This window comes from Mesoterricola silvestris (genome assembly GCF_030295405.1).
In the GTDB taxonomy this organism is placed as follows: Bacteria; Acidobacteriota; Holophagae; order Holophagales; family Holophagaceae; genus Mesoterricola; species Mesoterricola silvestris.
In genome coordinates this window covers 420257-436309 of record NZ_AP027080.1, presented here as the reverse complement: position 1 = coordinate 436309, position 16053 = coordinate 420257, and the positions used below count along the sequence as shown (strand labels likewise).

Annotated in this window: 11 protein-coding genes and 1 tRNA gene; 10 read left to right on the top strand and 2 right to left on the bottom strand. The window is 69.4% G+C overall.

Annotated elements, in window-relative coordinates; all coding sequences use genetic code 11:
- Position 1 precedes the first annotated feature (1 nt).
- Positions 2-1951, bottom strand: coding sequence for a polysaccharide biosynthesis protein (locus R2J76_RS02005; protein ID WP_316414099.1), 1950 nt, complete (start codon positions 1949-1951; stop codon positions 2-4).
- A 904-nt stretch (positions 1952-2855) separates the two neighbouring features.
- On the opposite strand from R2J76_RS02005, the gene R2J76_RS02000 reads away from it, so the two are divergent.
- From R2J76_RS02000 to R2J76_RS01965, 8 genes are all read left to right on the top strand, one after another.
- The gene (locus R2J76_RS02000) at positions 2856-3503 is read left to right on the top strand and encodes a redox-sensing transcriptional repressor Rex (protein ID WP_316414098.1); all 648 of its coding nucleotides are present in this window, start codon (positions 2856-2858) and stop codon (positions 3501-3503) included.
- An 89-nt stretch (positions 3504-3592) separates the two neighbouring features.
- Complete coding sequence (nuoE, locus tag R2J76_RS01995; RefSeq protein ID WP_316414097.1) at positions 3593-4099, top strand: NADH-quinone oxidoreductase subunit NuoE; 507 nt, start codon at positions 3593-3595, stop codon at positions 4097-4099.
- Positions 4100-4110: 11 nt separating this feature from the next.
- Positions 4111-5997, top strand: a complete 1887-nt coding sequence (locus tag R2J76_RS01990; protein WP_394366816.1) for an NADH-ubiquinone oxidoreductase-F iron-sulfur binding region domain-containing protein — start codon at positions 4111-4113, stop codon at positions 5995-5997.
- Between the two features lies 1 nt (position 5998).
- Positions 5999-8023 carry a [FeFe] hydrogenase, group A gene (locus tag R2J76_RS01985; protein ID WP_316414095.1) on the top strand — a complete coding sequence of 675 codons (2025 nt, stop codon included), beginning with the start codon at positions 5999-6001 and terminating at the stop codon, positions 8021-8023.
- Entirely contained in the window at positions 8010-8273 is a 264-nt protein-coding gene (locus R2J76_RS01980) for a (2Fe-2S) ferredoxin domain-containing protein (protein ID WP_316414094.1), read from the top strand. The genes R2J76_RS01985 and R2J76_RS01980 overlap by 14 nt, the downstream gene beginning before the upstream one ends.
- Entirely contained in the window at positions 8270-9979 is a 1710-nt protein-coding gene (locus tag R2J76_RS01975) for a [Fe-Fe] hydrogenase large subunit C-terminal domain-containing protein (protein WP_316414093.1), read from the top strand. The genes R2J76_RS01980 and R2J76_RS01975 overlap by 4 nt, the downstream gene beginning before the upstream one ends.
- Entirely contained in the window at positions 9976-11157 is a 1182-nt protein-coding gene (locus R2J76_RS01970) for a PP2C family protein-serine/threonine phosphatase (RefSeq protein WP_316414092.1), read from the top strand. Before R2J76_RS01975 ends, R2J76_RS01970 begins: the two co-directional genes overlap by 4 nt.
- A gap of 67 nt (positions 11158-11224) precedes the next feature.
- A tRNA-Arg gene (locus R2J76_RS01965) sits at positions 11225-11301 on the top strand.
- Positions 11302-11357: 56 nt separating this feature from the next.
- Here R2J76_RS01965 and R2J76_RS01960 read toward each other — a convergent pair.
- A complete protein-coding gene (locus R2J76_RS01960) occupies positions 11358-11654 on the bottom strand; it encodes a hypothetical protein (protein ID WP_316414091.1) in 297 nt (98 codons plus the stop codon).
- 78 nt (positions 11655-11732) lie between these two features.
- Between R2J76_RS01960 and R2J76_RS01955 the strand changes: the two genes are divergently transcribed.
- Positions 11733-12983 carry a threonine/serine exporter family protein gene (locus R2J76_RS01955; RefSeq protein ID WP_316414090.1) on the top strand — a complete coding sequence of 417 codons (1251 nt, stop codon included), beginning with the start codon at positions 11733-11735 and terminating at the stop codon, positions 12981-12983.
- Positions 12984-13019: 36 nt separating this feature from the next.
- A complete protein-coding gene (locus R2J76_RS01950) occupies positions 13020-16034 on the top strand; it encodes a sensor histidine kinase (RefSeq protein ID WP_316414089.1) in 3015 nt (1004 codons plus the stop codon).
- Positions 16035-16053 lie beyond the last annotated feature (19 nt).

The following is a 16053-nucleotide window of genomic DNA, read 5'->3' as shown; positions in this document are numbered from 1 at the left end:
GCTAGGGGCGCGCCGCCCCGGAGGCCGCGGCCGCCCTGGGCGCCTCCAGCCACCGCCCGAGGCCCTCGGGGGAAGGGGTGTAGGCCGGGACGAGGCGGCGGAACCACACGAGGATCCTCCGCTGGCGCTCCCCCTCGGGCAGGGCCGAGGCCGCCTCCAGGGCCCGCAGGCCCCGCTCCAGCAGCTCCGGATCCGGCCGGTCCTGCACGGCCTCGAACACCTTGGCGTGGATGTCGGCCTTGCGGTCCTCCACGTCGGAGAAGAGCTCCTCGAAGAGCTTCTCTCCGGGCCGGGCGCCGGTGATCTTGATATCGATGTCCACCCCGGCGCTGTAGCCCGAAAGGCGCGCCATGTCCTGGGCGAGGTCCATGATCCGCACCGGCGCCCCCATGTCCAGGGCGAAGACCTTGGCGGTCTCCCCCAGGATCCCGGCCTGCAGGGCCAGTTGGACGGCCTCCGGGATCGTCATGAAGTACCGCACCATGTCCGGGTGGGTGACGGTGATGGGCCCCCCCCGGGCGATCTGCTCCCGGAAGAGGGGAATGACGCTGCCCCGGCTTCCCAGGACGTTGCCGAACCGGACGCTCACGAACCGGGTTCCCGCCGGCGCGTGGCCGGCGGCGAGGGTCACCAGGTGCTCCCCGATGCGCTTGCTCACCCCCAGGGCGTTCACGGGGTTCACCGCCTTGTCCGTGGATACGTTCACGAAGATCGCCGTGCCCGCGGCCAGGGCCGCCTCCAGCACGTTCCTCGTGCCCAGGATGTTGTTGATGACCGCCTCCTCCGGGTGCCTTTCCAGGTAGGGCACGTGCTTGTGGGCCGCGGCGTGGAACACGGCCCGGGGCCGCCAGGCCTCGAAGACCTGGCGGAGCCTGGCCGGATCCCGCACGTCGCAGAGGGCCACCTCCACGGGAAGGCCCGGGAACCTGCGGGCCAGGTCCCCCTCGATCTCCCAGAGGCTGTTCTCGCCACGGCCCAGGAGGACCACCCGGCTGGGTCCGCAGGCCGCCACCCTGCGGGCGAGTTCGCTTCCGATGGAGCCCCCCGCCCCCGTGATGAGGGACACCCTTCCTTCCAGCGCCCTGCGGATGGCCGAAGCGTCCAGGACCACCGGCTCGCGCCGGAGGAGCTCCTCGATGGCCACCTCCCGCCCCTGGGCCCTCCAGGGCCGTTCCCCCACAAAGTCCAGGATGCCCGGCACGGTCCGGACCTTCACGCCCAGGGCCTGCACCTCCCGGCAGAGCTCCCGCGCCCGGGGACCCGGGGCGCTGGCCGGCCCCAGGATCACCACGGAGATGCCCCGGTCCCGCACGAGCTCCCGCAGCTGCCCCGTGGCGCCCAGCACGGGCACCCCCTCGATGCGCACCCCCTGCTTGTCGGGGGCGTCGTCCACGAAGCCCACCACCTGGAACCGGACCTTGGGATGCTCCCGCACCTCCTGGCAGAGCCGGAGCCCCGCCCGCCCCGCCCCCACGATGAGGGCCCGCTCCGTGAAGGGGGTGTCCCCGGGCCGGTACCCCACCAGGGTTCCCACCAGGATCCGCGCCAGGAACCAGAGCACCCCGCAGAGCAGGCTGGCCCCCAGGAAGACGCCTTCGCCCGCCACCGGCCCCTCCTGGCGGAGGGCGCAGAAGGCCAGGGAGGCCAGGATGAGGACCAGGTCCGCGTACAGGATCGCCTTGGCATCCCGCAGGCCCATGAGCCGGTAATGCTGGGCCGTGAGCTGCCGGGCGAGATTCACGGCCAGGGCCAGGCTCACGAAGAAGACCAGGCTCCCCGGGAAGGGCTCCACCTGTTCCCCCGCCGCTTCCGCCAGCGCCCAGGCGAGGACCGCCAGTCCCGCGTCCAGCAGGAGCTTCCCGCCCCGCCGCACCCAGGGGGCCTTGTGGAGCCTCCCCCAGGAGAGGGCGGAAGACGGTCCGGGCTTCGGGATGCAGTCGATTCCCCACATGGCGATTACCATCCTTTTGATGAAGGGGTAGCCCCCCCGGCCCGGGTGGGCGGCGAGGGCAACAGGGAAAATCACGTCGTCCGGAGCAGAGCCGGGATAGACGCATGAGCAGTTGGGGATAGAGGTTTCCGATGGGTGGATAAGGTTAGGTTATTTAATATTTAAATACATATGTGTATTAGAATAATCCGCGACGGCACGGACCTATGGCGGCAAATCTAACTCAATGGGAATGCGGATGTCAATGGAAAGAATCATATCGGTTGAAGATATTTGATATATATTGTAAACATAATTAATATGTATCCCATTTTGATCGATGATAATTTATCGAATTAACGAAATATTTCTTTAGGGTGGAATCGTCCCGGTTGAATCCCGGCTGGGGATGGACCGGGAAGGTGCGCCGGATCCCCGTTCATCCCCTGGATCCCGTTCGTCCCCGTTTCCGCAGGGGTTGCGCTGGGGTGGGTCGCAGCGTGGTCCCGGGGCCTGGATCGCAATGGGGTCCATCCCTGGCCTCCAGGTACCGGCGACTCGCGGCGGGGTTGGAACGGGGATGAACCGGATTCAGGGGAAAAAGCAGGATAAGGAAGGGCCTGTTCTGCTTGATGGGATAGGGTTATTGTGTTCGGGGCTGGAGCTCGGCCTGGAATTTATGCCCCGGCGTTCCAGGAGGCGCGTAGCGTTCGATTTCAATTACATACCTAGAATATTGATCTTGGCCAATCAAAGAAGTATTTGGATCCATCCTAATCATTCATTACATGGATTTTTGAGATCACCAATCCATCATCCCCCCGGGAAGCGGTTCCGGGGGCATTGACATGGAACCAGGGGGGAGGCAATCATGAATCATGATTTTTGTATCGACACAAAAATCCTGATTCACCTGGAGGCCACCGTGCCCGGCCCATCGGTTCCAATCCCCACGCTCAGAAGGCTCCCGAGGTACTACCAGTACCTCTCGCGCCTCAAGAACGCCGGCCAGGAACAGGTTTCGGCGGCGCACATGGCGGAGGTGCTGGGCGTCCATCACACCCAGGTGCGCAAGGACCTGGCGATCACGGGCTGCCAGGGGCGGCCCAAGACCGGGCACAAGATCTCCGAGCTGCTGACGGCCATCGAGGGCTTCCTCCACTGGGACAGCCATTCCGACGCGTTCCTGGTGGGCGTGGGGAGCCTGGGCACGGCGCTCATGAAATATCCCGGGTTCGACAAGGCGGGGGCGCGCATCGTGGCGGCCTTCGACCATGACCCCACCAAGGCGGGGCTCCGCATCGGCGACACGCCCGTGCTTCCCATGGAGAAGTTCACCAGCCTCGCGGAACGCATGCACATCGCCGTGGGCATCCTCACCGTTCCCTCCGAGGCCGCCCAGGCCACGGCCGATCTCATGGTGGGCAGCGGCATCCGGGCCATCTGGAACTTCGCGCCCGTGAACCTGGATGTCCCGGACCACGTCATCGTCGAGAACCTCGAGCTCTTCACCAGCCTCGCACTCCTTCTGCGCAAGCTCTCGGACACCTGCACTCCGCAGCCCGTGGGCTAGCCCCCGGCCCAGGGCCGGAACAACCCCTTCACCCGCCCCCGGCCAGGAGCCGGAGGGGGAGGTCTGTCCCGAATGAAAGGAGTCCCAGCATGGACGCAACGGCAAAGGTGGCCCAGGAAGCAGGGCGCAGGTTCGAGAAGGTGATCCAGATACTCGACGGCCACAACCGCGACCGCACGCGGCTGGTGCCCATCCTCCAGGCGGTGCAGGAGGAGTACCGGTACCTTCCCGAGGAGGTCATGACCCTGGTGGCCACGTCCCTGGGCATCTCCCCCGCCAAGGTCTACGGCGTGGCGACGTTCTACAGCCATTTCGCCCTGCAGCCCAAGGGCAAGTACGTCATCCGCGTGTGCGACGGCACGGCCTGCCACGTGAAGGGGAGCCAGGACCTGGTGGACGCCCTCCAGGGCAAGCTGGGGCTGGGCGGATCCCGCAAGACCACGGCGGACATGATGTTCACCCTCGAGACCGTCTCGTGCCTGGGAGCCTGCGGGCTCGCGCCGGCCATGGTGGTCAACGAGGACGTGCACGGGCAGGTGGGGCCTGACCAGGCCTGCGAAATCCTTGAAGGCATCCGGCAGCAGGAGGGAATGTGAGCGCAGCGTTGATGGAACTCCAGGCCATGGGCGAGGCCTACGGCAAGTCGTCCAAGCATTTCCGCAGGCGCGTCGTCATCTGCGCCGGCACGGGATGCATGGCCAACGGAGCCATGAAGGTCTTCGAGGCCCTCCGCAAGGAGGCCGGGGACCACGGCATCTCCCTGGACATCGAACTGGACTTCGAGGAGACCCGCGACCGGGACGGCCTGCTCACCAAGAGCGGCTGCCAGGGCTTCTGCCAGATGGGGCCCCTCCTCAGCATCGAGCCCGACGGGATCCTCTACTGCAAGGTCCGGCCTACGGACGTGGCCGAGATCGTGAGCCAGACGCTCCTGGACGGCAAGGCCGTGGAGCGCCTCCTCTACCCCCACCCGACCACGGGCAAGCCCTGCCGCGGCCGCCACGAGATCCCCTTCTACGCGCTCCAGCAGCGCACCGTGCTCAAGAGCTGCGGCAGCCTGGATCCCGAGGACATCCGGGAGTACCTCTCCCAGGGCGGCTACCGCTCCGCCGCGAAGGCATACCTGGAGATGCAGCCCGACGCGGTGTGCGGCGAGATCCTGGCTTCGGGGCTCCGGGGCCGCGGCGGCGGCGGTTTCCCCACGGGCCGGAAGTGGGAGATGGCCCGGGTGCAGCCCGGTCCCAAGAAGTACATCGTCTGCAACGGGGACGAGGGCGATCCGGGGGCCTTCATGGACCGTTCGGTCATGGAGGGCAATCCCCACGCCGTCATCGAGGGCATGATGATCGCGGCCCGCGCCATCGGAGCGGATGAAGGCTATGTCTACGTCCGGGCCGAGTACCCCCTGGCCGTCGCCCGCGTGCGGCGGGCCGCGGCGGACGCGGAGAAGCTGGGCCTCCTGGGCGACGATCTCTTCGGCACCGGCATGGGCTTCCGGGTCCACGTCATGGAGGGCGCGGGCGCCTTCGTGTGCGGCGAGGAAACGGCGCTGCTGGCCTCCATCGAGGGCCAGCGGGGCATGCCCATGCCCAAGCCCCCCTTCCCCGCCCAGTGCGGCCTCTTCGGCAAGCCCACCATCATCAACAACGTCGAAACCCTCGCCTCGGTCCCGCTCATCCTGGCCCAGGGCGCCGCGGCCTTCAAGGAGACCGGCACCCCGGCCAGCCCGGGCACCAAGACCTTCGCCCTCACCGGCCACGTGGCCAACACGGGGCTGATCGAGGTTCCCTTCGGCACCAGCCTGCGCCACATCGTCTACGAGGTGGGCGGCGGGGTCACCGGCAAGGACGGCCGGATCTCCGAAGCGGGCTTCAAGGCGGTGCAGATCGGGGGCCCCTCGGGGGGCTGCCTCACCCGGGAGCACCTGGACCTGCCCATGGACTTCGACAACCTCACCAGCATCGGCGCCATGGTGGGCTCCGGGGGCCTGGTGGTGATGAACCAGGAGACCTGCATGGTGCAGGTGGCCAAGTTCTTCATGCAGTTCACCCAGAACGAAAGCTGCGGCAAGTGCGTCCCCTGCCGGGAGGGCACGCGCCAGATGCTGGCCCTGCTGGACGACATCACCGAGGGCCGGGCCACGGAGGAGACCCTTCCCCTCCTCGAGATGCTGGCCCGCAACGTCAAGGTGGGCGCGCTCTGCGGCCTTGGAAAGACCGCCCCGAACCCGGTGCTGTCGACCCTCAAGCACTTCCGCGACGAGTACGAGGCCCACGTGCACCGCAAGGTCTGCCCGAGCCGGGTGTGCAAGGCCCTCATGACCCCGGCCATCGAGGCCTCGCTCTGCAAGGGCTGCACCCTCTGCGCGAGGAAATGCCCGGTCGGCGCGATCATCGGCGAGCGCAAGACGGCCCATCAAATCGACCCCGGCAAATGCATCCGCTGCGGAGCCTGCGTGGACGCCTGCAAATTCAACGCGATCACTGGAGCCTGACATGAGCGCTTCCGAAACCCTCACCATCGACGGCTTCAAGGTCCCCATCCAGGGCGAGCGCAACCTGCTGGAGGTGATCCGCAAGGCCCACATCGAGCTGCCCACCTTCTGCTACCACAGCGAGCTGAGCATCTACGGCGCCTGCCGCCTCTGCGTGGTGGACGTGGAGGGCCGCGGGATGATCGCGGCCTGCTCCACCCTGCCCGAGCCCGGCATGCGCGTGCGCACCCAGACCGGCCCCATCCGCGAACTGCGCAAGGTCAACCTGGAGCTCCTCCTGGCCAGCGGCGACCACGACTGCCCCACCTGCGGCAAGAGCGGCTCCTGCAAGCTCCAGTCCCTGGCCCAGCGCCTGGGCGTGGACAAGGTGCGCTTCAACGCGCCCCGGGAGACGAAGCCCCTGGACACCTCCAGCCACGGCCTGGTGCGCGACCCCAACAAGTGCGTCCTCTGCGGCGACTGCGTGCGGGTGTGCCAGGAGATCCAGGGCCTGGGCGTGCTGGACTTCACCCGCCGCGGCTCCCAGGTGACCGTGGCCCCGGCCTTCGACATGGCCATGGCGGACGTGGAATGCGTGCAGTGCGGCCAGTGCGCCGCCGTGTGCCCCACGGGCGCCATCACCGTCAAGCAGGACGTGGACGAGGTCCACGCGGCCCTCAACGATCCCTCCAAGACGGTCGTGGTCCAGGTGGCCCCGGCGGTGCGGGTGGCCCTGGGCGAGCTCTTCGGCCTGGGCGACGACAGCCATGTCATGGGCCGGGCCGTGGCCGCCCTGCGGCGCCTGGGCTTCGACAAGGTCTTCGACACCGCCTTCGCGGCCGACCTGACCATCATGGAGGAGGGCGCCGAATTCCTCTCCCGGCGCGCCAAGGGCGAGAAGCTCCCCCTGTTCACCTCCTGCTGCCCGGCCTGGGTGCAGTTCATGGAACAGGAATACGCCGCCGAGCTGCCCCACCTCTCCAGCTGCCGCAGCCCCCAGCAGATGTTCGGCTCCCTGGCCAAGGACACGTTGCCCAAGGAGCTGGGCATCGACCGCAAGGATCTCGTGGTGGTGTCCATCATGCCCTGCACCGCCAAGAAGTCGGAAGCCAGGCGCCCGGAGTTCGGCGTGGAGGGCAACCCCGACGTGGACTACGTCATCACCACCCAGGAACTGGGCCGCATGATCCAGAACGCCGGCCTGGCCCTGGGCGAGCTGGAGCCCGAGGGCATGGACATGCCCTTCGGCTTCAAGACCGGCGGCGGCATCATCTTCGGCAACTCAGGCGGCGTCACCGAGGCGGTCATCCGCAACGTGGTGGGCGTCCTGGGCGAAGGCCCCATCCTGGAGCAGGTGCGGTCCACCAAGGGTCGGCGCACCGCCGTCCTGGACCTGCCCGGGGGGGAGGTGCGCATCGCCGTGGTGCATGGCCTGGCCAATGCCCGGGCCCTCATGGAGGACGTGCGCGCCGGCCGCGAGCACTACGACTTCGTGGAGGTCATGGCCTGCCCCGGCGGGTGCTCCGGAGGCGCGGGCCAGCCCGTGGCCCTGGATTCCCGCACCCGGCAGCGCCGGGCGGATTCCCTGCGCCGCCTGGACGCGTCCATGGACCTGCGGGTGTCCAAGGACAACTCCCTGGTCACCCAGGCCTACAAGGACCACCTGGGCGAGCCCAATTCCCCCGAGGCCCACCGCCTCCTGCACACCCACTACAGCATCCGGCGCCGCATCCAGGGCGAGGGCATCGCCCTCACCGAGGCGGGGGGCGCCCGGATCCCGGTGAGCGTCTGCGTGGGCACCTCCTGCCACATCCGGGGCTCCCAGCGCCTGCTGCAGTCCCTGCTCCACCACGTGGAGGAGCAGGAGCTGGGCGAGGAGGTGGAGATCCGCGCCACCTTCTGCATGGAAGCCTGCGACAGGGGCCCCTCGGTGCGCGTGGCCGGGCATACCCTGCACCGGGCCGACCTGGAGGGGGTCAAGGCGCTCATCGAGAAGGCCCGCAAGGGCGAACTGGAACCCTCAGAGGCGGGCCATGCCTGCCATTGAGCTGGTAGTCTGCATGGGCAGCGCCTGCTTCTCCCGGGGCAACATCAAGGTCCTGGACCTCATCCAGGGCTACCTGAGGGAGCACGGCCTGGAGCAGGACGTCCAGGTCCGCGGCACCCTGTGCCAGGACCGCTGCCGCCAGGGACCCAATGTCACGATCCAGGGCGAGTGCTTCTGCGGGATGGAGCCCAAGGCCATCCTGCAGACCCTGGAAGAGCGCCTGGGCCAGTCCGCCGGAGACGTCAGGTGAACAAGGAAAAGCCCATCTTCACGGAAAAGACGCAGTGCCAGGACTGCTACAAGTGCGTCCGGCAGTGCCCCGTCAAGGCCATCAAGGTCCAGAACGGCAGCGCCGCGGTCATTCCCGAGAGATGCGTCTACTGCGGCACCTGCGTCAACGTCTGCCCCGTGGGGGCCAAGAAGGTGCGGGACGACCTGTACCGCGCCCGGCTCCTGCTCAAACGAAGGCCCAAGGTGGTGGCCTCCCTGGCCCCGTCCTTCGTCTCGGAATTCCCCGGGGTCGCTCCGGGCGCCATGGTCGGCGCCCTCAAGGCCCTGGGGTTCTGGGGCGTGTCGGAGACGGCCCTGGGGGCCCAGCAGGTCTCCGGGGCCTGCGCGGCGGCCCTGGCCCGGGACCCCTCGGGCCTCTCCATCTCCTCGGCCTGCCCCACGGCGGTCGAGCTCATCCGCAAGTACCATCCGCAGCACCTGGACGCGGTGACCCGCTACGTCTCCCCCCTCCTGGCCCACTGCAGGCTGCTCAAGAAGGAGTACGGGGAGGACGTGGGCATCGTCTTCCTGGGCCCCTGCATCTCCAAGAAGCTGGAGGCCGACGCCAATCCGCTGCTCCTGGACGCCGCCCTCACCTTCGCCGATCTCAGGCGCTGGTTCGAGGACCGGGGCATCGACCCCGCCGCCCAGGACCCCGACGGGGAATTCATCCCGGACCGGGCCCGGGAGGGCGCCCTCTACCCCATGGACGGGGGCATGATCCGGGGCATCCAGGGCGCCGGCGCCCGGGGCGCCAGCTTCATGGCCTTCTCCGGCATCCCGGGCATCCAGGAGGCCCTCAAGGGCCTGGATTCCGACGCCCGGGGGCTCTTCCTCGAGCTCCTGGCCTGCGAGGGGGGCTGCGTCAACGGGCCCCAGGCCTCGGGCTCCTGCGGAACGGCCATCAAGTGGCTGCGCGTCATGGACCACTTCCCCGGCGAGGTGGGGCCGCCCCAGGCCCCCACCGTGGACCTGGCTTCGCCGGTGCACCAGGACCCCGTGGTGCCCCCGGACCACAGTTCGGCCGACATCAAGCGGGCCCTGCGGCTGGTGGGAAAGACCCAGCCCGAGGACCAGCTCAACTGCGGCGGCTGCGGCTACGACGACTGCCGGTCCCTGGCCCTGGCCCTCCTCGAAGGCCGGGCCGAGCCGGGCATGTGCGTCTCCCACATGCGCAAGCTGGCCATGAACAAGGCCAACGCGCTCATCCGCGCCATGCCCAGCGGGGTCGTCATCGCCGACGAGAACCTCGCCATCGTGGAGTGCAACCGCCTCTTCGCGGAGCTCATGGGCCCGGAGTGCCTCATGATCTACGAGGCCCGCCCCGGCATGGAGGGGGCGTCCCTGGCCAAGGTGGCGCCCTTCAGCCGCCTGTTCATGGAGGCCCTGGATTCCCACGGCGAACCGATCCGCAAGGACCTGCGGGTGGGGGACCGGGTCATCCGCCTCATGGTCTTCCCCATCGAATCGGGCCACATGGTGGGCGGCATCCTCCAGGACATCACGGAGCCCGCGGTTGTCCGCGAGCAGATCATCCAGAAAACCCAGGACGTCATCCGCAAGAACGTCACCACCGTGCAGCAGATCGCCTACCTCCTGGGCGAGAACGCCGCCGAGACCGAGCTGATCCTGGGTTCGATCATCGAGTCCTTCCAGCTGCCGCCGGTGAAGAGGCCGGAGCGATGACCCGCCACTTCATGGAAGTGGACTACTACCAGGAGCGCAAGCACAGCCAGGCCGCGTGCGGGGACGTCTTCCTCTCCGAGAAGATCGCCGAGGACCACCGGGTGATCTCGGTGCTCGCCGACGGCCTGGGCAGCGGCATCAAAGCCAACGTGCTGGCCAACCTCACCTCCACCATGGCCATCCGCTACATGGAATCGGACATGGACGTGCGCAAGGCCGCGCGCACCATCATGGCCACGCTCCCGGTGTGCCGGGAGCGCCAGATCGCGTACTCCACCTTCACCATCGTGGAAATGGACCCCTGGGGCGCCACCCGGGTGCTGGAGTACGACAATCCCCCCAGCCTCCTCCTGCGGGGCGCGGAGCCCGTGCCCATCGCCCCGGAGATCCTGCCCCTGCCCGACACCGAAGGCCGCGAGGCCGAACTGCGCCACGCCCGGTTCGAGGTGCGCCCCGGGGACCGCATCGTCTTCTTCTCCGACGGCGTCACCCAGGCCGGCGTGGGCAGCGAAGGCGCGCCCCTGGGCTGGGGCCAGGCGGCGGTCACCGCCTACCTCAGCAAGGTGATCCGGGAGCGCCCCCGCATCTCGGCCCGTCAGCTCGCTCGCACCCTTGTCCTCCGCGCCAAGGCCCTGGACGGTGGAAGTGCGAAGGACGACATCAGTTGCGCGGTGATGTACTACCGGGAGCCCCGGGAGGTCCTGGTCCTCACCGGCGCCCCGGTCTCCCGGGACCAGGATCCGGAAATGGCCGAGATCGCCCAGTCCTTCACGGGCCGCAAGGTCATCTGCGGCGGCACCACGTCCGCCATCCTGGGCCGGGAGCTGGGCCGGGCCCTCACCATGGACCTGCGCAACCTCGATCCCGACGTGCCCCCCATCTCCCGCATGGAGGGTTTCGACCTGGTCACCGAGGGCGCCATCACCCTGGCCCGCATGGTGCGCCTCCTGGAGGAGGAGGACGCCCCCGACCTCCTCAAGCCCAACGCCGCCACCCAGCTGGCCGGCATCCTCCTGGACAGCGACATCATCCACATCGTGGCCGGCACCAAGATCAACGAGGCCCTCCAGGACCCCAGCCTCCCCGAGGACCTGGACATCCGCCGGAACATCCTCCGGGGCCTGAAGAAGGTCCTCACGGAGAAGTACCTCAAGGAAGTGCGCATCCGGTTCATCTGAATTGCCCCTTGACCCTGGAGCCGGATCCTTAGGATTCTGGATCCGGCCATTCCCCATCCCAGGCCCCGTGCCCATAGCTCAGCTGGATAGAGCAACGGCCTTCTAAGCCGTAGGTCGCGCGTTCGAGTCGCGCTGGGCGCACCAGATCAACCGGTCCGGGCATCCCTGGAAGCTGCGCTTCCAGGGATGCCCGGACCCCCTCAGGACCGCCGCGGCGCGAACGGGATGATGTTCCCCTCCGGCTCCGGCTCCGCCTGGGCCTCGTCGGCTTCCAGGTCCTCCACCCGGTAGCTGTTCTCCACGCCGTTGTCCCAGCGCACGTAGTAGGGCCGCGGGGCGGCGCCGGGCTTGTGGGGGCGGTCCCCGGCGAAGAGGACGGTGCCGGGCTGGCCTCCGCCCTGGCCCTGGGGGCAGAAATGGGGCCAGGCGCCGCCGTACAGCCCATAGGCCGCCCTCGCGAGGCGGACGCGGTCACCGGTCTTGAAGAGGAGGTCCATTCGGGCTCCGGGGTTCCCGCCATTATGCCCGGTCCCCGCCGTGCCCACGGGGGCCGGGCGCCGGTATGCTTGAAGTCCATGGATCCACTGGCCGTTCCTCCCGCCTCCCCCCCGGCCTACCCGGGGCCCAGTTCCATTCCCGAGGTGGCCCTGGTCCTGGAAATGGGCCGGACCCTGCAGGAGTGCGGCGTCAGCGCGCCCACCCTGGAGGTCGCCCTGGGGCGCCTGGCCCAGCACCTGGACCTGGAAGGCGCCATCTACGCCACCCCCACGGGCTTCCTGGCTTCGCTCCGCAAGGAGGGGCACCACGGCAAGACCTACCTCATCCGGGTGGAAACCGGCCAGTCCTCCCTGGAAAAGCTCGCCGACGCCGAGGGCCTGGTGGACCTGGTGCTCCAGGACCGCCTGGACGTGGCCACGGCCCGGACCCGCCTGGCCCAGCTGGCGGCGCGGCCTCCGCGCTACCCCGCGTGGCTGCACGTGCTGGCCTACGGCATGGCCTCCATGGGCATGGCCGACATCTTCGGGGGGGGCTGGCGCGAAGTGGTGCTGGGCGCCCTCATCGGACTCCTGGTGGGCGCCGCGGCGCAGCTCGCCAACGCGCGGCCCGGACTGGACCGCCTCACCCCCCTCCTGGGGGGGGTCATCAGTTCCCTGGGCGGCGCCCTCCTGGGGCGGTTCCTGCCCTCGGCCTCCCATCCCATCCTCGTCCTCAGCGGCATCATCGTGCTGGTGCCGGGCCTGGGGCTCCTGGTGTCCATGCAGGAACTGGGCACGGGCAACCTGGTGGCGGGCACCTCGCGGCTGGCGGGGACCTTCCTGGTGTTCCTGCTCCTGGCCTTCGGGGTGGGCCTGGGCCAGCACCTGGGCGGCGCGTGGCTGGTGGGCGTGCCCTCCATCGCCATCCCCCTTCCCTTCTGGACCCTGGCCCCGGCCCTGGCCCTGGTGGCCCTGGGCTTCCTGGTGGTCTTCCAGGGACGCCTGGAGGACTTCGCCTGGACCCTGGGGGCCTGCGTCCTGGCCTGGGGCGCGGCGCGCCTGGGTTCGGAATTCCTGGGCTCCGAAGCCGGGGCGGGCATCGCGGCCCTGGCCCTGGGCGCCGCGTGCAACCAGTACGCCCGGCGCACCCGGCGCCCCGGCGCGGTGCTGCTGCTGCCCTCCATCATGCTGATCCTGCCCGGCAGCGTCGGCGTGCGCGGCATCACCATGATGATGCACGGCCAGACCCTGGAGGGGCTGGACGCCGGGATCCGCGCCCTTTCCGTGACCGTCGCCCTCATGCTGGGGCTTTTCCTGGCCAACGCCCTGGTGTCGAGGCGGTCCTTCTAGACCTATCATGGATAGGCAGCCCACAGGATCCAACCGATGCCCCCCCTTCTCCGGATCGCCGCAGCGTTCCTCCTGACCACGGCCCTGTGGCCGCAGGGGCCCGGGCGTCCGCCCGCGCGGCACTACGGCAAGGAGGACGGCCTGCTCAGCGAGGTGGTCACGGCCATGGCCCTCACCACCGACGGCCAGATCTGGGCGGGGACCGAGGCCGGGCTCACCTCCTTCGAGGGCCACCAGTTCGCGCCCTACGTGGGCCAGCTGCCCTCTCCCGTGACCACGGACCTCTTCGCCGACGCGGACGGATCCCTGTGGGTGGCCACGGACGGCGGCGTGGCCCGCATCCGGAACCGGCGCTCCGAGCTCCTGGGCGAGGCCGAGGGCCTGCCCCGGGGGTTCTACCGCAAGCTGGGACGGGATGCCCGGGGCCACCTCTGGGTGCTCTCCACCGACAGCCTGTACGCGGAGAACGGCCCCATGCGCTTCGTGAAGGCGCCGGCCCTGCCGGTGCCGGAGCGCCCCGTGCACCTGTTCGCGGATCCCTCCGATCCCAGCCCCCTGGTCATCACTCCCCGGCACATCCTGGAATGGGACGGCGCGGCCTGGGCCATCGTCCCCGGCCCGCCCCTCGGGGCGAAGGAGGAGTTCCTCAACCACTCCCGGGACGGCCTGGGCTGCATCTGGGTGCGGTCCAGCCGGGCCATGTGGCAGCGCCGGGAGGACGGCACCTGGCACCGGGTCAGGGCCAACATGACCGGCGGCTTCAGTTTCAGCTCCCGCCCCGACCGGGATTCCCGGGGCTGGGTGTGGTTCGACGACGCCGACGGCCTCTGGCGCATGAAGGGCGACGCGCGGGAGCGCCACGGGCGTCCCGGGGACGACGCCAAGGGCGGCATGGTGGACCGGGAGCACGGCATCTGGATCCGGACCGACCACGGGGTGCAGCGCAACCTGGGGCGCAGCCGCTGGACGGGCTATGACGCCCACGAGGGCCTCGCCGGGAACCTCGCCTGGCAGCCCCTGCGGGATGCCACGGGCCGCCTGTGGGTGGCCACGGACAAGGGCCTCTGCGTGGCCACGGACCAGGGCTTCCGGCAGGTCCTCCCCGGGCGCTTCCTGTCCCTGGCCCTGGCGCCCGACGGGCACCTGTGGGCCGCCGGCAGCCCCGGGGGCACCGTGCACGAACTGGACCCCGCAACCCTCGCGGTCCACGTGCACACCGTGAGCGTGCTTCCCCGGGGGCGCATCACCGCGGGCCTGGCCATCGACGCGGACGGCACGCCGTGGGTGGCGGACCGTTTCAAGGGGCTGGCCCGGGGGATCCGGAGCGGCACGGGCTGGACCTGGGCCAAGGCGCGCATCGACGGGCGCGACGTGGGCGAGGTGCTGGGCCTGGCCGCCGTTCCCGGCGGGGGCATGGCGGTGCTCCACGACGGCACCGCGTCCATGCTCCGGGAGGGCGCCTGGCGCACGGTGCCGGGCCTCCTTCCGGATACGCCCGGGGCGCTGGCCTTCGGCCCCGGCGGCAGGTTCGTCGTGTCCTACCGGAACCCCTACCTGAACCGCTCCGTGGTCACCCTGCACCGGCTCCGGGGGGAGGGTTCCGAGCGCATCCGCATCGTGCCCGTCCAGGGCCTGGCCAGCGACCCCCTCATGTCCATCTTCTCCGTGGGCATGGATCCCGACGGCCACATCTGGGTGGGCACCAACAAGGGGCTGGGGGAGCTCCCCTCCGAGGACGCCCCCGGCTTCCGGATGATCGGCATGGAGGATCGCCTGGTGAGCCCGGAGTGCAACGAGTGGGCGATGCTGGCGGAACGCGGGCGCGTCTGGGCGGGCACCACCTCGGGCCTCGTCGCCTACGACTCCAGCCAGATGGAGATCCGCCCCGTGCTCAAGGAGCCCATGGTGCTCCAGGCCTGGTCCGGTTCCCGGGAGCTGGACCTGCCCTGGTCGGCCCCGGACCTGGCCCGGAAATCCAACATGCTCGAGCTCAAGTTCATGATCCCCACCTACCAGGCCCCGGGCAAGATCTGGCACGAGGCCCGGCTCCTGGGGGTGGATCCGGACTGGATCCGCCAGGAGGAGGGCCATCTTCGCTACGCGGGGCTTTCCGCGGGCCGGCACACCCTGGAACTGCGCGGCGTCCTCCCGGACTGCGGCATCGAGGGGCCCGTCCTGACCCTGAACTTCACGGTCGTGCCGGCCTGGTGGGAGACCCCCTGGGCCCGGACCCTGGGCCTGCTGGCCCTGGGAGGGACCATCGGGCTCCTCTTCTGGCTGCGCAGCGTCTCGCTGCGGACCCGGAACCGCCAGCTCCAGGAGGAGGTGGCCCGCCAGACCCGCGCGCTCCAGGAGGCCTCCAAGGCCAAGAGCGCCTTCCTGGCCAACATGAGCCACGAACTGCGCACCCCCCTCAACGCCATCCTCCTCTACTCGGAACTGCTCCAGGAGGAGGCCAAGGAGCGCGGACTGGACTCCACCATCCGGGACGCCGGACGCATCAGCCAGGCCGGAAGCTCCCTGCTCAACCTCATCGACGACATCCTCGACATCTCCAAGATCGAGGCCGGCCACATGAAGATCGAGATCCGGGACCTGGCCATGGCGCCCTTCCTGGCCGGCCTGGATTCCGCCCTCAGGCCGGTGGTGGAACGCAACGGGAACATGTTCCGGGTGAGCTCCGACGGGGCCCCCGCGGTCCTGGCCACCGACCCCACCCGGCTCCAGCAGATCCTCGCCAACCTGCTGAGCAACGCCGCCAAGTTCACCGACAACGGCAGCGTGGTGCTGACGGTCTCCCAGGAACCCGGATGGGTGGTGTTCACGGTGGAGGACACGGGCATCGGCATGACCCCCGAGGAGCAGCGGCGGGTCTTCAGCGAATTCGTCCAGGCCGATTCCAGCACCACCCGGAAGTACGGCGGCACCGGCCTGGGCCTCACCCTGGTCCAGCGCCTCACGGAGATGCTGGGGGGCCGGGTGGACCTGGAATCCGAGGCCGGCAAGGGCACCCGGGTCCGGGTCCGCATCCCGGCGACCCCTGTGCGATAATGCCCTTTTAAGGCGAAAA